Origin of the sequence: Roseateles sp., assembly GCF_965262435.1 — a bacterium.
In the GTDB taxonomy this organism is placed as follows: domain Bacteria; phylum Pseudomonadota; class Gammaproteobacteria; order Burkholderiales; family Burkholderiaceae_C; genus Paucibacter_A.
Genome location: NZ_OZ253537.1, coordinates 1,864,232 through 1,881,904, shown reverse-complemented (window position 1 = coordinate 1,881,904; position 17,673 = coordinate 1,864,232). Strand labels below are relative to the sequence as shown.

At 60.2% G+C, this 17,673-nt stretch carries 15 protein-coding genes, 1 tRNA gene and 2 pseudogenes; 14 read left to right on the top strand and 4 right to left on the bottom strand.

Translation table 11 applies throughout. The features are described from left to right. Positions 1-10: 10 nt before the first annotated feature. Both ACQY39_RS08140 and ACQY39_RS08135 read right to left on the bottom strand, forming a co-directional pair. Positions 11-424 carry a hypothetical protein gene (locus ACQY39_RS08140; protein WP_428505117.1) on the bottom strand — a complete coding sequence of 138 codons (414 nt, stop codon included), beginning with the start codon at positions 422-424 and terminating at the stop codon, positions 11-13. A 77-nt stretch (positions 425-501) separates the two neighbouring features. Then, positions 502-1,548 (bottom strand): integron integrase, encoded by a 1,047-nt coding sequence (locus ACQY39_RS08135; RefSeq protein WP_428505115.1) that lies wholly within the window; start codon positions 1,546-1,548, stop codon positions 502-504. Between the two features lie 230 nt (positions 1,549-1,778). On the opposite strand from ACQY39_RS08135, the gene ACQY39_RS08130 reads away from it, so the two are divergent. The 14 genes and pseudogenes from ACQY39_RS08130 to ACQY39_RS08065 form a co-directional block, all read left to right on the top strand. Next, a complete protein-coding gene (locus ACQY39_RS08130; RefSeq protein ID WP_428505113.1) occupies positions 1,779-2,225 on the top strand; it encodes an ankyrin repeat domain-containing protein in 447 nt (148 codons plus the stop codon). A 120-nt stretch (positions 2,226-2,345) separates the two neighbouring features. Continuing rightward, complete coding sequence (locus ACQY39_RS08125) at positions 2,346-2,693, top strand: HEAT repeat domain-containing protein (RefSeq protein WP_171829319.1); 348 nt, start codon at positions 2,346-2,348, stop codon at positions 2,691-2,693. A gap of 90 nt (positions 2,694-2,783) precedes the next feature. Beyond that, a complete protein-coding gene (locus tag ACQY39_RS08120; RefSeq protein ID WP_166096270.1) occupies positions 2,784-3,146 on the top strand; it encodes a transposase in 363 nt (120 codons plus the stop codon). Then, the gene (locus ACQY39_RS08115; RefSeq protein WP_318023264.1) at positions 3,065-3,967 is read left to right on the top strand and encodes an IS3 family transposase; all 903 of its coding nucleotides are present in this window, start codon (positions 3,065-3,067) and stop codon (positions 3,965-3,967) included. Before ACQY39_RS08120 ends, ACQY39_RS08115 begins: the two co-directional genes overlap by 82 nt. A gap of 805 nt (positions 3,968-4,772) precedes the next feature. Next, positions 4,773-5,060: a hypothetical protein gene (locus ACQY39_RS08110; RefSeq protein ID WP_428505110.1), complete on the top strand. Its 288-nt coding sequence runs from the start codon at positions 4,773-4,775 to the stop codon at positions 5,058-5,060. A gap of 128 nt (positions 5,061-5,188) precedes the next feature. Further along, entirely contained in the window at positions 5,189-5,575 is a 387-nt protein-coding gene (locus tag ACQY39_RS08105; protein WP_428505108.1) for a hypothetical protein, read from the top strand. A 207-nt stretch (positions 5,576-5,782) separates the two neighbouring features. Continuing rightward, positions 5,783-7,345, top strand: coding sequence for an IS1182 family transposase (locus tag ACQY39_RS08100; RefSeq protein WP_428505106.1), 1,563 nt, complete (start codon positions 5,783-5,785; stop codon positions 7,343-7,345). 681 nt (positions 7,346-8,026) lie between these two features. Then, positions 8,027-8,437: a hypothetical protein gene (locus ACQY39_RS08095; protein ID WP_428505104.1), complete on the top strand. Its 411-nt coding sequence runs from the start codon at positions 8,027-8,029 to the stop codon at positions 8,435-8,437. Positions 8,438-8,571: 134 nt separating this feature from the next. Continuing rightward, positions 8,572-9,504 (top strand): hypothetical protein, encoded by a 933-nt coding sequence (locus ACQY39_RS08090; RefSeq protein WP_428505102.1) that lies wholly within the window; start codon positions 8,572-8,574, stop codon positions 9,502-9,504. Between the two features lie 134 nt (positions 9,505-9,638). Continuing rightward, positions 9,639-11,198 (top strand): IS1182 family transposase, encoded by a 1,560-nt coding sequence (locus tag ACQY39_RS08085; protein WP_428505100.1) that lies wholly within the window; start codon positions 9,639-9,641, stop codon positions 11,196-11,198. Between the two features lie 167 nt (positions 11,199-11,365). Continuing rightward, positions 11,366-12,532 carry a hypothetical protein gene (locus tag ACQY39_RS08080; protein ID WP_428505098.1) on the top strand — a complete coding sequence of 389 codons (1,167 nt, stop codon included), beginning with the start codon at positions 11,366-11,368 and terminating at the stop codon, positions 12,530-12,532. Positions 12,533-12,881: 349 nt separating this feature from the next. Beyond that, positions 12,882-13,502: pseudogene (locus ACQY39_RS08075) on the top strand (transposase); the annotation flags it as partial. 226 nt (positions 13,503-13,728) lie between these two features. Further along, positions 13,729-15,078, top strand: coding sequence for an IS110 family transposase (locus ACQY39_RS08070; protein WP_428505096.1), 1,350 nt, complete (start codon positions 13,729-13,731; stop codon positions 15,076-15,078). Then, positions 15,074-15,985 (top strand): annotated as a pseudogene (locus ACQY39_RS08065) (IS3 family transposase); the annotation flags it as partial. The gene ACQY39_RS08070 and the pseudogene ACQY39_RS08065, both read left to right, overlap by 5 nt. A 365-nt stretch (positions 15,986-16,350) precedes the next feature. On the opposite strand, the gene ACQY39_RS08060 reads toward ACQY39_RS08065, so the two are convergent. Together ACQY39_RS08060 and hrcA are read right to left on the bottom strand one after the other, a co-directional pair. Then, positions 16,351-16,427: transfer RNA gene (locus ACQY39_RS08060), tRNA-Ile, on the bottom strand. Between the two features lie 196 nt (positions 16,428-16,623). Beyond that, entirely contained in the window at positions 16,624-17,643 is a 1,020-nt protein-coding gene (gene hrcA / locus ACQY39_RS08055; protein WP_428505094.1) for a heat-inducible transcriptional repressor HrcA, read from the bottom strand. Positions 17,644-17,673: the final 30 nt, after the last annotated feature.

Here is a 17,673-nt window from a genome sequence, read left to right as displayed (position 1 = left end):
CGATGATCCATCAGGCGAAAGCCATCCCGTCGATCTTCTGAGCAAGCGCACGCGTGGGGCGCCATCGCCCACCTTGAGCGACAAAGCGCTCCGTGGCGTCGAGGACTCCGGCAGGGCATCGCGCTTCGCCCAACAGGCCCTCCAAGGCAATGCCAGCGAGTGCACGCTGTTGTCGCTCGAACCGTTGGGTGTCGACGCGGCCGTCTTGATCGAACGGCAGCACGAAATACATGCGTCTGACAATCTGAAGCACCGTGCGCCCGTTGACTTGGACGATCAGCTCCGCAACCCGCACCCGCTGACCAGCCAGTGATGGCATCGTGTGGAGCGCCGGATTCTGCATAAGCCCTTCGAACGTCGTGATCCTCATGCGGATCACGCGTTCTTCCTGATCTAGAAAATATCGGCGGCAGGACAGGCCCATGGCTGCAAGAAAGTGGACGTGCAACACAAACGACGGTACCCGCAAACGGTGTTTCGGGGAAGGCCGTACAGGCATGCCTACGAGGGGCCGAGCCTGTCCAAGGGACTGCGCACCGCGCCGCCGCCAAGCTTGAGCACATGGGTGTAGATCGTCGTTGTGGACACATCCGCATGCCCGAGCAAATCCTGCACCGTGCGAATGTCATAGCCGTCCTGCAGCAAATGCGTGGCAAAGCAGTGGCGCAGCGTGTGCGGAGTGGCAGGCTTGTCGATGCCGACTGACAGAATCGCCCGCTTGAAGGCCCTTTGGAAAGTCTCGTCGTAAAGATGATGGCGCCGCACCACACCGCTGCGCGGATCGGTAGTTTGATGGCGTTGAGGAAAGACCCAGAACCAGGCCCAACTGACGCCGGCACGCGGGTATTTGCGTTCAAGCGCATAGGGCATCTCGACGCCGGCCTGACCGTCTTCAACATCCCGGCACCAAATCTGCCGACCTGCCGCCATTTGCACCCGCAGGTCCGGCACCAGTGAAGCCGGCAGCATCACCACGCGGTCCTTGCCGCCCTTGCCTTGCCGCACATAGATAGCGCGTTGCACAAAATCGACGTCCTTGACCCGCAACCCTATAGCTTCTGAAATCCGCAGGCCGGTGCCGTACAGCAGGCGCGCCAGCAATTTATGCTCACCCTTCATTTGACCCAGCACCAAGGCGACTTCATCGGCGCTCAGCACCACCGGCAAGCGACGCTTGGGTATGGGTCGCCCAATCTCCTGCATCCATGGCAGTTGCTGACCCAGCACCTTGCCATACAGAAACAGCAGAGCCGACAAAGCCTGTCGATGGCTGGAAGGAGCCAAACCACGATCCGCCGCCAAGTGCGTCAGAAAGGCCTCGACTTCCGGGCCGCCCATAGTTGCGGGATGCTTCAAGCCATGAAAACGTATGAAGGCGCGACACCAGTGTGAATACGCATGTTCAGTGCGCAGGCTGTAATGCAACATGCGGATGCGCTCACGCAGCTGATCCAGCAGTCGCGCTGACTTCACCGGTGGCAGATCGACGCTGGCTGGCGGCCGAAGCAGCGCGCGCGACGGTGCAGGGTGAAAACCAGATGGCAACATGACGTGTGCCTCCCTCGAACGGGGCCGCGCGGACCGTCCGAGCGCGTTGTAACAGGCGCGGCTTTTGACGCCAAATTTAATACTGTATAAAAAAACAGTCAAGCAGGAGGAAAGTGAGGATGCGGCAAGTACTTACGGCGCAGCTTGGGCAGCCTGTTATTGCACGGGTCACGGTGTTATCCGACACTCAGCAGCGCTATACAACACGTTAGGCCACAAGGAGGCTGCCTATGGCGAGCAAGCAACCAAAGCGGAAACAGCGCGACGGGGTGGATGGCCTGGGCCGCACTCCGCTTCACTATGCTTGCATCGATGGAAACTCGGAGGATGTTGCGCAATTCCTTGCCACGGGCTTGGATGCAAACGCCCAAGACGACAACGGCTGGTCTCCTCTTCATTTCGCGGCACAGGCCTCATCCGTCGAATGCGTCACGTTGCTCATCAGAGCCGGAGCCAACGTTTCGCTCAAAGACTCCTTTGGCAATACAGCGCTCTTTCGGGCCGTATTCTCCTCAACCGGAGATGGCGCCACGATTGGCATCCTCCGCAAAGCAGGTGCTGATCCGCATGGCAAAAATGAGCACGGTGTTTCGCCTGTCATCCTTGCGCGAACGATCGGAAACTACGATGTTGCTCAGTTCTTCGCGGATCTTCCACCGGTCGACGATGTGGCCTAACCGGTCGCTCAACCGGACCCGCAACGGCATGCCGCCTGCGGGCCTCATTTCATTCTGGCCCTTCGGCGTCCTGCCGTCGCGGGCCTGTTAGCTTCAACGTTGGGCCTCAAGGAAGACGCCGTGGAAGATCTGACGAAGTACGAAGCTGCAATGGCGGAGCGAGATCCCGTCGCCCTCTCTGAACTACTGCTCGACGATTCGCACGAATTTCACGAGGACATCGTTTTCGAGCTCGGCCTGATCGGTGATCCGTACGCCGTCAGCGCTATAGCGCGGGCCGTCCAGATTCCGTTCGGTCATCTCGTCAAGTGGAACAACCTGCACGAGTTTCAGCGCAAATGCGCCTACGCATTGGCCAACATTGGTACTCCAGAGTCGCGTTCTGTACTCGAGGCGCTTGCGAGCCAATCAGACCCCTTCCTTCAGGAGTACGGGCGAGAGGGGCTGGAACATTGGGGCTCAAGGTGACGGCAAACTTGAGGCCCAACCAGTCGCTGGAGCCGACTCGGAGCTTGAATCGGTTTCGTTGACACTTCCACCTAACGAAGGAAGTGTTCAATGGGAACAGCAGGGCCAAGAAAAGTTCACCGTTACGAGCTGAGTTTCAAGCTCAAGGCGGTGCTGATGAGCGAGCAGCCAGGGGTGCTGATCAAGGACGTGGCGGAGTCCTTGTGCATTCATCCCTTCATGCTGTCCAAGTGGCGAAAGCAAGTGCGTGATGGCGAGCTGTCCGGCCCCATCGAGCCGGTTGAACCCGCAGCAGTGGCGGAGCTGCGCCGGCTGCGCGAAGTCGAGCAGCAGTTCAAGCGTTTGCAGACGGAGCACGATCTGCTAAAAAAATTCATCCGGTTTGCAGCAGATCAAAAGCGGAAGTCTTCGCCTTCATCGCGGCAAACCGGCAAGCCCACTCGATCCAAGTGATGTGCAAGCTGTACCAAGTCACCCGCGCAGGCTACTACGCCTGGTGCCGGCGTGAGCGCAGCGTCAGAGCTGCCGGCGACGAGCAACTCATTGAGCAGGTGCGCTTGGTTCACGAGCAAAGCCGAGGCTACTACGGCAGCCCGCGCATTGCGCAGCAGCTCAAGCAGCAGGGCGTTCAGGTGGGGCGCCGTCGTGTGGCGCGTCTGATGCGCAAGGCGGGCCTGCAGGGGCGCAGCGCCCGGCTGTACCGGCGTGCCAAGGTGGGGCAACGCAAGTTCTTCGCCAGCGTGCCCAATGCGCTGCGAGACGTGGCACTGAGCGATGCAGACCAGGCCTGGGTCGGTGACGTGACGTACCTCAAAGTGGCGGGCCAGTGGCGCTACATGGCGGCGGTGATGGATCGACACTCCCGGCGGCTGGTGGGCTGGAGCCTGAGCCGGCGTCGCGATGCTGCGCTGACGCGTCAGGCTCTGAATCATGCCGTGCGCAAGCGCCAGCCGTCGCCGGGTTTGATCTTCCACAGCGATCGGGGCATCGAATATGCGGCGTACGAGTATCGGGAGCAACTGAACCGGCTGGGCATCAAGCAGAGCATGAACCGGCCCGGAAAAATGAACGACAACGCGCACATGGAGTCGTTCTTCCACTCGATGAAGACCGAGTCCTTGCATGGCATGTCGTTCGAGACGGACAAGCAACTGCGTACCGCACTGCGCAGCTACATCGGCTTCTACAACCAGCAGCGGCTACATTCCTCGCTGAGCTATCTATCCCCGGTTAAATTCGAGCAACAGCAGCGGCAGCAATCATGTGTCAACTGAATCGGTGCAAGTTCCGAGCCAACGGCGTGCCGCCTGGCCCGCGAGGCCGCGCTGGTTATCATCAGCCTCGCGGGCCAGTCGTCACACCGTCGCCTCCCGCTTAGCTCGAACGCTATGCAGCAGGCTAAGCAAATCTCGAAGATCCGTTTTCGGTTCCGCGTTCGCGGCGGCCACGCGGTACAACGGGCCGAGGTTTTCTCGTGTTCGGGCTGGGCGCGAGCGGCACCAGCTTTCGGCTGCGAGGATCTTGCTGGTTCAAGCCACGCTGGCCGCTCGCCTTCCTCAGTTCGCGGCCAGCCGCATGGTACGGATGCAGCCTGTCGCCTCGGGCGCCTGCGGCGTGGGTGCCGCTTCGGTATGCTCTCGGCCACTTCCACCGCAGTGCCTCCGAAGGTGGCTCTGCATAGCCGGTCGTTGCAGCGGACCGCCTGCGGCGTCCGCTGACCTTTACGCTATGCAGCAGGCTAAGAAATCTTCGACGATCCGTTCTGGGTTGCGCGTTCGCGGCGATCACGCGGCGCAACGGGCCGAGGCTTTCTCGTGTTCGGTCAGGACGCAAGCAGCCCCAGCTTTCAGCCGCTGTGATCTTGCCTGGTCATGGCACGCTGGCCGTTCGCTTTCCTCGTTTCGCCGCCTGCCGCATGGTACGGATGCAGCCTGTCGCCTCAGCCGACTGCAGCGTGGGTACAGCTTCGGTATGCCCTCGGCCACTTTCACCGCAGTGCCTCCGAAGGTGGCTCTGCATAGCCGGTCGTTGCAGCGGACCGCCTGCGGCGTCCGCTGACCTTTACGTTAAAGCGCATAAATGCTTGACCACCTATCCCCTGCCCAGCGAACGCTTGCCGACTACATGTCGAGCCTGTCTGAAGTCGCCTATCAGGCCGCATGGATGGAGGGCCTGGAGCTATCGCTGTGGAAAGCAGTCGTCTTCGGGCCCTACACTTTAGGGAGGCTTCAGTTCACCGATGAGCATGTTGAGCGCTTGCGGATACTCAGCGAGCAGTGCGGGGGCTGGGTACGATTTCAGGATGATGGCGAAGAGACGTTCGTTCCAATCGGGGAATGGAAAGCGTATGCGGCAAATGCGCTTTAACCTGTCATTGGAGCGGACCGCCTTCGGCGTCCGCTCACTTTCACGTTAGGCGTCGCAAACAGCCAGCGCCCCACCGCTTCGGCTTTAACCATTGTCTCGAAGAGCAGCACCGAAGGCCAAAAAGTTCTATGAAGTCAATCCGCGTCCTCAACACAAGATACGGGACAGAGGTTCGGTCTCCGTCCGACAACCAACTTGAGGCAGCGGTGAAGGAGCTCTATGTCGAGATGGAGCCGTCACTGACAGAAGCTGACTACGAGGAACATGGCGCATCGTGGCAACGGGCGGGACCAGTGGAGGGACCGATGTACGTGCTCTACGTGACACGACATCGTCGAGCTATTCTCGAAACATGGGCGGACTGGGACTATGAACAAGAAGTCCGCGCACCGGTCACGATCAACCAGATTGGGCAAGGCGAGGCCCTGACGCTCTGGCGGCAATTGGCAGCTGGTGAGTACAAAGCAGTTGAAAGCTACTTCGTTGCAGCCGGCAGCGCCCGAAGCGACGCCTAACCCCTCGGTCGATGCGATGCCTAACGGCAAGTCGCCAGGCCCGCCGGCCGGCTCTGTGTATCTTCCGTCCGGCGGGCCTGGCGCCTTGCCGTCGGTCCCGCCTCACCTCTAACGTTGAGGCTGTAAAAAAACTCCCCACCGGGTCCTCCCTGATTCATTGCGCAGCCCCTGACGCGTCAAATACGCAGACCCGTCCAGGAGTCCGCCATGCCGCGCTACAAGCCCAGTGATTGCCACGCGATGATGCTGCCCGTGGTGCTGTCGGAGCAGATCGTGCCAGGCAGTTTTGCCTTTGCGCTGAGCTACCTGGTCGATCACGAGCTGGATCTGAGCGCCCTGGATGCGCGCTTCAACAACGACATCACGGGCGCCAGCGCCTATGACCCTCGCGTGATGCTCAAGATCGTCTTGCTGGCCTACAGCCAAGGTCTGATCTCCAGCCGCAGCATCGCAGCCGCCTGCTCACGTAACGTGCAGTTCATCGCCATCAGTGGTGACAGCCAGCCCAGCCACGCGCACATTGCCAAGTTCGTGGTCTCGCTGAGCGATCAGATCAAGCCTCTCTTTGCCCAGGTGCTGATGACTTGTGACGCCCAGGGTCTGATCGGCCGCGAGATGTTCGCCATCGACGGCGTCAAGCTGCCCAGCAATGCCAGCAAGGAGCGCAGCGGCACGCAGGAGGAACTGCGCCACCGAGCCGAGCGCCTGGACAAGGCGGCCGACAAGATCCTGGCGCTGCACCAGGCGCAGGACAAGGCCGGCGCTCAGGAGCCCTTGGAAGCCAAACGGCAAGCCCGCGTGGAAGCCTTACGCGAGGAGGCTGTACGCACCCGGGCTTTTGTCGCCCAGAACCCAAAGCGACTGAATGCCAAGGGCCGAGAGCTCAAGTCCAACATCACCGACCCCGACAGCGCCAAGATGGCCACCAACAAAGGCGTGATCCAGGGCTACGCAGCGCAAGCAGCCGTGGACAGCGCCAACCAGGTCATCATCGCCGCCGACGTGGTGGGCTCGGGCTCGGAGCAGGCCATGCTCGCCCCCATGATCGAGCAGGCCCAAGCGTGGACGGATGAGAACACCCTGGTCACCGCCGATGCGGGCTATCACAGCGATGCCAATGTGCAGCAACTGCACGACAACAACACGCCAGCCCTGATTGCGGACGGCCAGATGCGCAAGCGCGATGAGCGCTTCGCGGATCAGGCCAAGCACAAGGCAAAGCCTGACCCCTTGCATGACAAAAAGGCAGGCGCCGACGGGCCGCCAGAGGGCCAGCACTTCCGGCCCAAGGACTTTCGCTTCAACGACGAAGACCACACGGCCACGTGCCCGGCAGGCCAGGTCTTGATCAGCAGCGGCCGCATCCACCTCACCGCCCGCGGCCAGCCTTACGAGACCTACATCGCTCAGGCGACGGACTGCAGCAGCTGCGCGCTGCGCTCCAAATGCATCAAGACTCGAGGGCGTGATGACCAGACGCCGCTGACACGTGGCCGCCAAGTCAGCCGCTTCCTGCCCAAGGCCGCAGACCCCAGCCACCCGAGTGAGCGCATGCGCCAGGCCATCGATTCACCGCGGGGCCGGCAGTTGTACAGCCAACGCATCGGCACGGTGGAGCCGGTGTTCGCCAATCTGCGGCACAACAAGCGGCTGACTCGCTTGAACCACCGAGGGCAGGCCAAGGTCCGCACGCAGTGGAGCCTGTATTGCATGGTGCACAACATCGAGAAACTGTCGAAAGCGGGACTCGGGCAAATCGGGGTTCAGTAACGCAGTCCACAGGCGGCACAATTGCACTCAGGTGCCGCTAGAGCGGCTTACAGTCTCCGATTCACCGATGAGCCCAGAAACTCGCCTTCGCCGACATTCACACGTACTGAGCGTTGAGTGTGGTTGGGGATTTCGGGTTATTGGACAACCTCGTTAGAGGGAAAATGCGAAGACTTTTCTACTTCATCGGTTTGGTTGTTGTGGCTGCGGCGCTTGGCTGCTCGCCGAAGGCCAGCGTGTCAGACCGAATCGCTGCCGAGGCCTCGAAATCCAAGACCATTGACCTTGCGAAGCTAACTCAGTTCTCCTGGGACCGCGTCGTTGTGTTTGGCCCGTACGCCTCTAGCGAACGAATCTGTGCCGCCTTGTCAGGTTCATGGACTCAATGCGCAAGTACCTACCCACAGGGCGTGGGCGAAGGCAGCTACTTGCTGGCATTTGTACGCGAGGGCGCCGTCGTGCACCATGAGCTTCATCCAAGAGCCAATGGGCATTTCTGTTCAAGCAGTTGCATGCTTCAACTTACGCCACAGGAGGCCCGCTTCCATGTCCAATCAGCAGCTGTCGGCGCGTCAGGCTACGGGCCCAATCGGTTTTCCAAAATTTCCCCCTAACCGGTCGCTGCAGCGGACGGCTTCGCCGTCCGCTGAGCTCGCACCTTAGGCCTTTCATTCAACTCCCATGAAGCTGCTGCTGAAACTTGCCGACGAGACGCTGGGATTCGCGGAGACCGAGGAAGCGCTTACTGATCCACCGATGGGATGTGGTGACGTTGCGTTTCAGCCATTGGATGCGTACTCGACGGTCGAGAGTCTCTTTAGAAGTCGAAGCGTTTGTATCGGTGGACTCGGCGACCCAGGCACAGAATCCCTGGAAACTATTGATCGCAAGTTGTCCGAATTTAACTTGGTCCTCGTCGCAGAAACTGGCGAGCCACTGGACATCATGGGATTCTCCATTCAGGACTTCAGACCTGAGTTTCCTGAAGAGGGATTGCACCTTGAATTTGTCGGAATGCACCAGGAGCAGTTTGGGCGGCTCTTTCCCGGGCACTATGCAAAATACGAGGCTGCTTGTGCATCCAAGGCCTAACCGGGCGCTCAACCTGACCCGAAACGGCATGCCGCCTACCGGCCTCATTTCATTCTGGCCCTTCGGCGTCCTGCCGTCGCGGGCCGGTTATCTTCAACGTTAGGCGTCTCAATCCACTTCCATCTCGAGTTCGCATGCGAAATTTACTGATCGCCATCACCATTTTCTACGCGGTACCCCACACGGTCCTGGCCCAAAACGCACTACAGCCGCCCGCTGAAGAGTTCGTGTTTCGATTCCAGCCTCCCAACGGAATCAGTGTCCGTCAAACGTACAAGATGGAAAAGACGAGAAAAACTGAGGGGCAACCTCTCGTAAAGGACGAGGCGGAAACCCAAACCGAAGGAACGTTCAGGCGTGTCGGTGATAGCTTCGAATATTGTCCGAAGATCAAATCTTCAACCCTTCGCCGCAACGGCACGGAAATTAACGATCCCATAATTGACCTTCTCTCCAAAGTCCAGATCACTTATGTCATATCAAAGGGTGGAGAGGCGACTGAGATACGGGGCTTTTCTGAGGTCAAACAATCTGTAAGGTCGACCATGCCTGCCCAGGTGGCTGCAGCGCTGGCACCATTTTTGAACGAGGCAAGCCTAGTCGCGAGAGAAAAGGCCGAATGGAATGCACGTTACTCAGAGTACGCTGACGGCAAATTTAGGATCGGCGAAGTCATTGACGTCCAGGCCCCGCAGAGACTAGCTAATGGTGAGACCATCAACTACACGATCCGAACCAGTTTCCCAGGTTGGGAACCATGTCCGGCTGGCAGCTGCATTCGTTTAAAGCAGATATATGAGTCTGACGCAGCCGAGTTGGCAAAGCTGGTCGAAGGTGTACTTGGCAGCGTGGCTAGCGCCGCATCAGCACCACAGATGGCTCCGAAGCTCGAAGGCGGAGCCACTCGAATCACAGGCTCGCTCAGTCGGCTGATCGACCCAAAGACGATGCTCATTTATTTCGAACAGGTGAAGCGAACTATCTCTATGCGAGTCCAGGTGCCAGGGCAACGTCCTTTGCCCACTGTTCAAGAAGAGTCTCGAACGTACACATACTCCTACGAGTGAGCGCAGCGACGCCTAACCCCTGTCTCAAGCGGATCTCCAACGTTGAGGCTGTAAAAAACTCCCCACCGGGTCCTCCCCGATTCATTGCGCAGCCCCTGACGCGTCAAATACGCAGACCCGTCCAGGAGTCCGCCATGCCGCGCTACAAGCCCAGTGATTGCCACGCGATGATGCTGCCCGTGGTGCTGTCGGAGCAGATCGTGCCAGGCAGTTTTGCCTTTGCGCCGAGCTACCTGGTCGATCACGAGCTGGATCTGAGCGCCCTGGATGCGCGCTTCAACAACGACATCACGGGCGCCAGCGCCTACGACCCGCGCGTGATGCTCAAGATCGTCTTGCTGGCCTACAGCCAAGGTCTGATCTCCAGCCGCAGCATCGCGACCGCCTGCTCACGCAACGTGCAGTTCATCGCTATCAGCGGCGACAGCCAGCCCAGCCACGCGCACATTGCCAAGTTCGTGGTCTCGCTGAGCAATCAGATCAAGCCGCTCTTTGCCCAGGTGCTGATGACCTGTGACGCCCAAGGTTTGATCGGCCGCGAGATGTTCGCCATCGACGGCGTCAAGCTGCCCAGCAATGCCAGCAAGGAGCGCAGCGGCACGCAGGAGGAACTGCGCCACCGAGCCGAGCGCCTGGACAAGGCGGCCGACAAGATCCTGGCGCTGCACCAGGCGCAGGACAAGGCCGGCGCTCAGCAGCCGTTGGAAGCCAAACGGCAAGCCCGCGTGGACGCCTTGCGCGAGGAGGCCGCACGCACCCGGGCCTTCGTCGCCCAGAACCCAAAGCGACTGAATGCCAAGGGCCAAGAGCTCAAGTCCAACATCACCGACCCTGACAGCGCCAAGATGGCCACAAACAAAGGCGTCATCCAGGGCTACGCAGCGCAAGCAGCCGTGGACAGCGCCAACCAAGTCATCATCGCCGCCGACGTGGTGGGCTCGGGCTCGGAGCAGGCCATGCTCGCGCCCATGATCGAGCAAGCCCAAGCATGGACGGATGAGAACACCCTGGTCACCGCCGATGCGGGCTATCACAGCGATGCCAATGTGCAGCAACTGCACGACAACAACACGCCAGCCCTGATTGCGGACGGCCAGATGCGCAAGCGCGATGAGCGTTTCGCAGATCAGGCCAAGCACAAGGCAAAGCCTGACCCCTTGTCGGAGAAGAAGGTCAGCAGCGAGGCCGCAGAGATCAAGTCCTTCCGGCCCAAGGACTTCAACTTCAACGACGAGGACAACTCCGCCACGTGCCCGGCGGGCCAGGTTTTGATCAGCAGCGGGCGCATCCACATCACCGGCAGTGGCCAGCCCTACGAGGCCTACATCGCTCAGGCGACGAACTGCAGCAGCTGCCCGCTGCGCTCCAAATGCATCAAGACTCGAGGGCGTGATGGCCAGAGTCCGCTGACACGTGGCCGCCAAGTCAGCCGCTTCCTGCCCAGGCCTCCCGACACCAGCCACCCGAGTGAGCGCATGCGCCAGGCCATCGATTCACCGCGAGGCAGGCAGCTCTACAGCCAGCGCATCGGCACGGTGGAGCCGGTGTTCGCCAATCTGCGGCACAACAAGCGGCTGACTCGCTTGAGCCACCGAGGGCAGGCCAAGGTGCGCACGCAGTGGAGCCTGTATTGCATGGTGCACAACATCGAGAAACTCTCGAAAGCGGGACTCGGGCAAATCGGAGTTCAATAACGCAGTCCACAGGCAGCACAATTGCACTCAGGTGCCACTGGAGCGGCTTACAGACCCCAATTCACTGATGAACCTAGAAACTCGCTTTCGCCGACATTCACACGCCCAGAGTAGTGCGGGTGGTTGGGGATATCGGGGTATTGGACAACCTCGTTAGGCCTCACAGAATGAACGTCGGCGATCTCTTCCCAGTTGAAGGCACGCACCGCAACATCTACTGCGACAAGTGCCATGCCCACCTTGAGCTGTCGTTCTTTGACTTTGAAGACGACGTCTCTGGCGTTCACATTCGAGTCGAGGGACTGCCACAACTCCGCTGCCCTGCATGCCAGTCGACCTTCTTGCCAGATCGCTCCCGTTTCGCGCTGATCGAGACCCATCGACAAGCGCTAGATAAACGTTCATTGGCCGTCAACGTCGTTCGCAAGAAGACCAGCCAAAACTTCGGGTTCACCGAGGTTCCGTTCTTGTACGACTCAGACGACTATCACTACATCCCTGGGTTGCGCCGAGAGTTCGACCCTGGATTTCTAACACCTGTCTTTTTCAACAAGGAGGCTCTGCTCAAGTACGACGCTCACCCGTCGTACCGCGTTGACTTTGCCTCGCGCACGTACGGAACGATTCGCAAAGATGACTTTGACATCGCTTTTGGGATCAATCGAAACGGCCGATTGGTTATGTGGCTTGGCGATATTGCCACGCTCCCGGAAAGCGAGCAGTTCTATCTGAGGTCTGAGAACGTAGCCTCAGATCACTCTATTGGGTCCGAGTTCTACGATGGCCAGATCGAGTGTGTGTTCACGGAACGCACGCCTGAGGACAAGCTGTTCGAGCAGCGGTCTCGCTTTCTCGAAGCCTTCTTTGCGAAGTTCGGCGTGAAGGCCGCCCACCTCGAGAAAGAGGTCCTTGACCTCGCCATCTCCATCCGGCGTCCTGTTGTAGACACGCCTGCTGAGCGACGACACGTCGCGGACACGTTGAACAAGGTCTACCTCGAGTCACTCGACAACAAGGCGCTTGCGAAGGCACTCGATGCGGTAGGGCGCCCCTACGACGGCATTGGAAGCCTCAAGCGCCTGGAGAGACTCCTTGAGAGCACCATGGCGTCGCCCGCGGAAGCCGCTGCCACTACAGCTCCCCTGTTCGTTCTTTACGACCTGCGGGTTGCCTACTCGCACTTGGGGTCAGTGGAAGGACAGGCTCAGATCATCACGAAAGTGATCGACAGGCTGGGCATCCCTGCAGAGTCCGCGGACCTCTTCGCGATCTACGACGTGCTGGTCAACCAACTCAGACAGGCGTTCGAGCGAATGGCCTCTGCCCTGCGGTGAAGCCTAACCCCTCGCTGGCGCCGATTCGCAACGACTGGCCACTTCAGGCCCTCATTTCATTCTGGGCCATACGCGCCCAGCCGCCGCTCGCGGCTCAGCTTCAACGTTGAAACTTATGGGCTATCTCGCCGCGCTTTTCCAGTGGTTGTGGGCGCCGCTCGTCGCCGCCGCTGTAAGCGTTGTTTACTTCCAAAGCTCCAAGAGTTCTCGCAGGTTCGAACGATTTGCCACATCAATTCATGGCGCGTTGTTGGCAGTGCTTTACTTCGGTGCGCTGGGTGTTGGCGCCGACGAAAAATTGACCCGGGGGGGGATGCGGACGATTTCTTGGACTACCTGGAGGTAGTTCATGTACACATACGAGGATCGGCTTCGAGCAGTGCAGCGGTACATCAAGCTGGGCAAGCGAGTCGGCTTGACCATTCGGCAGCTGGGATATCCGACGAAGAACGCGCTCAAGACCTGGTACCGCGAGTACGAACAGAGCCAAGACCTACGCGCCGGCTACAAGAGGACTGCAAAGTTTTCTCAGGGGTATAGGCTGCGCGCTGTCGAGCATTACCTTGAGCACGGCCGGTGCATCGCTGTGACCGTCAAGGCTCTGGGCTATTCCTGCCGTTCATTGCTACACGCGTGGCTGCAAGAGCTTCACCCCCAGCCAACGCGCGTCGTCGGTCGAATGCAGGAACTGGCGCCGGAAGCCAAGCAGTCTGCAGTGACTGCCTTGTGCACGCGCTCGGCCAGCGCGCAGGCAGTCGCCGACGAGGTCGGCGTGTCGCGGGGCTCGCTGTACAAGTGGAAGGATCAATTACTTGGCCACGACGCACCCGCATCCATGAAGCTCAAGAAACGCGCCCTTGATAGCCCAGACCGGGCAGACTTGGCACAACAGCTCGAAACGCTGCAACACGACATTCGCCGGCTGCAGCTCGAGAAGGACGTGCTGAAGAAGGCGAATGAGCTCTTAAAAAACGTCCATCTCGGCGTTGCCCTGTCCCAATGGCAAGAAACACTGGGTTGCCTACACTGAGCGGGCTGGACCGTGGCCGTCAGCTTTTTGGAGGCACTTGTCCCCGTCAAAAAACGTGGCCCTTGGGGATCTTGCTGACCCAACTGTGGTGGCGCCTCGGCGACCCCGATTAGGAAAGTGATTGAACCCGCTCCCCTGTCCGGCGCATTGCCTACAGGAGGTTGTCATGTCCAAAAGTGGGAAAGCGATCGGCCTGCCGATCATCAACGCCAGAGCTGCCGGCATCGATATCGGCTCACGCATTCAAGTCGCGGCTGTACCGCCGGAGTTGAGCGACGATCCGGTGCAAACGTTCCAGAGCTTCACTGCCGATATCGAGCGCATGGCCAACTGGTTGATCTCGGTCGGCATCACGACCGTGGCGATGGAGTCCACCGGTGTGTATTGGATTCCGGTCTACGAGATTCTGGAGGATCACGGGCTGACGGTCGTGCTGGCCAACGCGCGAGACTGCAAGGCCGTGCCGGGGCGCAAGAGCGATGTCAACGACGCCCAGTGGCTTCAGCGCTTGCACGCCTGCGGGTTGCTGCGCGCAAGCTTCCACCCGGCGCGGGACATCGCAGCGCTGCGTGCTTACATGCGGATCCGGGATCGGCACTTGGAATACGCGGCCGCCCACATGCAGCATATGCAGAAGGCGCTGACGCTGATGAATCTCCAACTGCATCATGTCCTCAGCGATATCAGTGGCGTGACCGGTCTGAAGATCATCCGTGCAATCGTGGCAGGGGAAAAAGATCCCGACGTTCTTGCAGCCATGCGCGACGTTCGCTGCCATGAAAGCATCCAGACCATACGCGCAGCGCTGGTCGGCAACTATCAGGCTGAGCACGTGTTCGCGCTGTCACAGGCTCTGGCCCTGTTTGATTCGTACCAGGAACGCATCGCCGACTGCGACAAGCAGATTGAGAACTCGTTGCAACTGCTGAACGCTGACCGGCCGAGACTGGAGGCACCGCTACCGGCTCCACGCACGAAGACCAAACAGGCCAACGCGCCGAAGTTCGATGTAAGGTCGATGTTGTATCAGCTCACCGGCACCGACCTGACGTTGATCCATGGCATCGGGCCCAGCATCGCGCTGTCACTTGTCGCGGAGTGCGGCACGGACCTCAGCAAGTGGCCCACCGAAAAGCACTTCACCTCGTGGCTGTGCTTGTCACCGGGCTGCAAGATCAGCGGCGGCAAGGTGCTCTCCGCCCATACCCGCAGAACGTCCAGCCGCTTGGCATCACAGTTGCGCTTGGTGGCAGTGAATGTTGGACGTACTGAGACGGCCCTCGGCGCGTTCTACCGGCGTCTGGCAGCACGCATCGGCAAGGCCAAGGCGGTGACCGCCACAGCGCGCAAGCTCGCCATCCTCTTCTACCGCACGATGCGGTTCGGCATGCAATACGAAGACCCGGGTGTCGATCAGTATGAGCAGCGATATCGCGAGCGCGTGGTCAAGCAACTGCAACGGCGCGCCGCTCACTTTGGCTTCTCATTGCAGCCGACCGCGGAAGGTGTTTCTTAGGAAAGAGCTGGGCATCAATCAGCAGCGCCTGACGAACCGGGAGAAGACGCTGCTGGTTGATGCCCTGAGGTTCACCTACACGGTGACCGAACTGCTGTGCGAAGTGGACCTGCCGCGCAGTTCCTATTTCTACCATCGGGCATGGCTGGGGGTGGATGACAAGTACGCGGACGTACGTCAGGCGATGACCAACATCTTCGAGCAGAACTATGGCTGCTACGGCTACCGGCGGCTCCACGCGTCGTTGAACGATCAGTGCGTGCGTATCTCGGAGAAGGTCGTGCGCCGCCTGATGAAGCAGGAGTGCTTGATCGCCGCGACAAGCAAACGCCGTCGGTATGGCTCCTACATGGGCGAGATCAGTCCAGCGCCCGACAACGTGCTGAACCGAGACTTCAATGCCGGCGCGCCGAATGAGAAGTGGCTCACCGACATCACGGAGTTCCAAATTCCGGCCGGCAAGGTATATCTATCTCCGATGATTGATTGCTTCGACGGCATGGTCGTAAGTTGGTCGATCGGCACTCGGCCGAACGCGGAGTTGGTCAATACGATGCTGGACGCTGCGATCGAGAAGGTCGCAGCAAGTGGCGAGAGGCCGGTGGTGCATTCCGATCGGGGCGGCCACTATCGATGGCCAGGCTGGCTAGCTCGAATCTCTGACGCCAAGCTGGTCCGCTCGATGTCACGCAAGGGATGCTCGCCGGACAACGCGGCATGCGAGGGCTTCTTCGGTCGGCTCAAGACCGAGATGTTCTTCGCTCGCAACTGGCTCTCGACAAGCATCGAGGAGTTCGTGGCGGCGGTGGACGCCTGCATCCGCTGGTACAACGAGGCTCGGATCAAGAGCTCACTGGGCTTTCGCAGTCCTGCCCAGCATCGTCGGCGCTTGGGCATCGCCGCATAACCAGTCCAAGTTTTTGTCCGCATCCCCGGGGCGCCGGCCTTCGACTGCCCCTACCAACCTGCGTCGTTTACCGAGCAGCAGCGTCAAGCGACGTTGCTCGCGGGGTCAGTCGGCGGTCGACAGAACTTCGGCAAATGGGTCAATCCGCGATTGGCACACACAATGCACGCGCCATCTCTGCGTGGGCAAGCGATGAGTTCTCGCTCAAATTCAGCGACTCCGGGCGCAGCGCCAGAAAAATTTTAGACCTGAAAAACAGTCGCTTCTTGCGCAGTGCAATCGATCCAAAACTGGCACCAGACTGGCACCAGCAAAAGCCAGCCAGACAATGTTAGCGATCACTATCGTTAAAATCCCTGTAAAACTGGTAGGCCGTGCAGGACTTGAACCTGCGACCAAAGGATTATGAGTCCTCTGCTCTAACCAACTGAGCTAACGGCCCCCGGGGACTTGCGACCCTTGGAGAAATCGCCGGCATTGCACCGGCGGAGCCCGCGATTGTATAGGTGGCGCAGCAGGCGGAGACTTGGCGGCGAAGGGGGCTCGTGAATCGTGAATCGTGAGTCGTGAGTCGTGAAACAGCCGGGCGTGCTCTTGTTCACCTGTTCACGGCGCCCTTAGCGGCGCGCCCCACTCCCTCACTTCTGCGACAGCGCCTGACTCACCATCCTCGACGTGATGTCCACGATCTGGATCATTCGGTCGTAGGCCATGCGGGTGGGGCCGATGACGCCCAGGGTGCCGACGACCTGGCCGTTGACCTCGTAGGGCGAGGAGACGATGGACAGTTCTTCGAAGGGCACAACCTGGCTTTCGCCACCGATGTAGATGCGCACGCCCTCGGCGCGGCTGGAAACGTCGAGCAGGCGCATGAGCTGCGTCTTCTGCTCGAACATATCGAACAGGCGGCGCAGACTCCCCATATCGTTGGAGAAGTCTTGCACGGTGAGCAGATTGCGCTCGCCGGAGATGATGACGCGCTCTTGCTCGTCGGCCATGGCCTCGGTGCCGGCCTGCACGGCGGCGCTCATCAGGCCGGAGATCTCGCCGCGCAGCTGGTCCACCTCGCTCTTGAGTCGCTCGCGCACAGCCTCCAGGCTCAGGCCGGCATAGCTGGCGTTGAGGCGGTTGCTGGCCTCGGCCAGCTCGGCCTGGCTGTGGTCTTGCGCGGTGAAGATGACGCGGTTCTGCACATCGCCATCGGGCGAGACCATGATGACCAGCACCCGACGTTCGCCCAGGCGCAGGAATTCGATGTGGTGGAAAACGCTGGGCTTGCGCGGCGCGGTGATCACGCCGACGAAATTGGACAGGCTGGACAGCAGGTGCGCAGCGCTGGCGATCACGCGCTGCGGCTGGTCGGGCTGAATCTGGGTCTCGATCGGCCGGTCGTCAGGCACCACCAAGCCGGGCTGGGCGGTCAGCATGGTGTCGACGAAGAGGCGGTAGCCGCGGGCCGTCGGAATGCGGCCGGCGCTGGTGTGGGGGCTGGCGATCAGGCCCAGCTCTTCCAAGTCGGCCATCACATTGCGGATGGTCGCCGGGCTCAGCTCCAGACCGGAAGCTTTGGACAGCGTGCGGGAACCGACAGGTTGGCCGTCCGCGATATAGCGTTCGACCAGGGTTTTCAGAAGGGATTTGGATCGCTCGTCGAGCATGTAGCCATTGTAGGGACTGGCGCCCGCCTT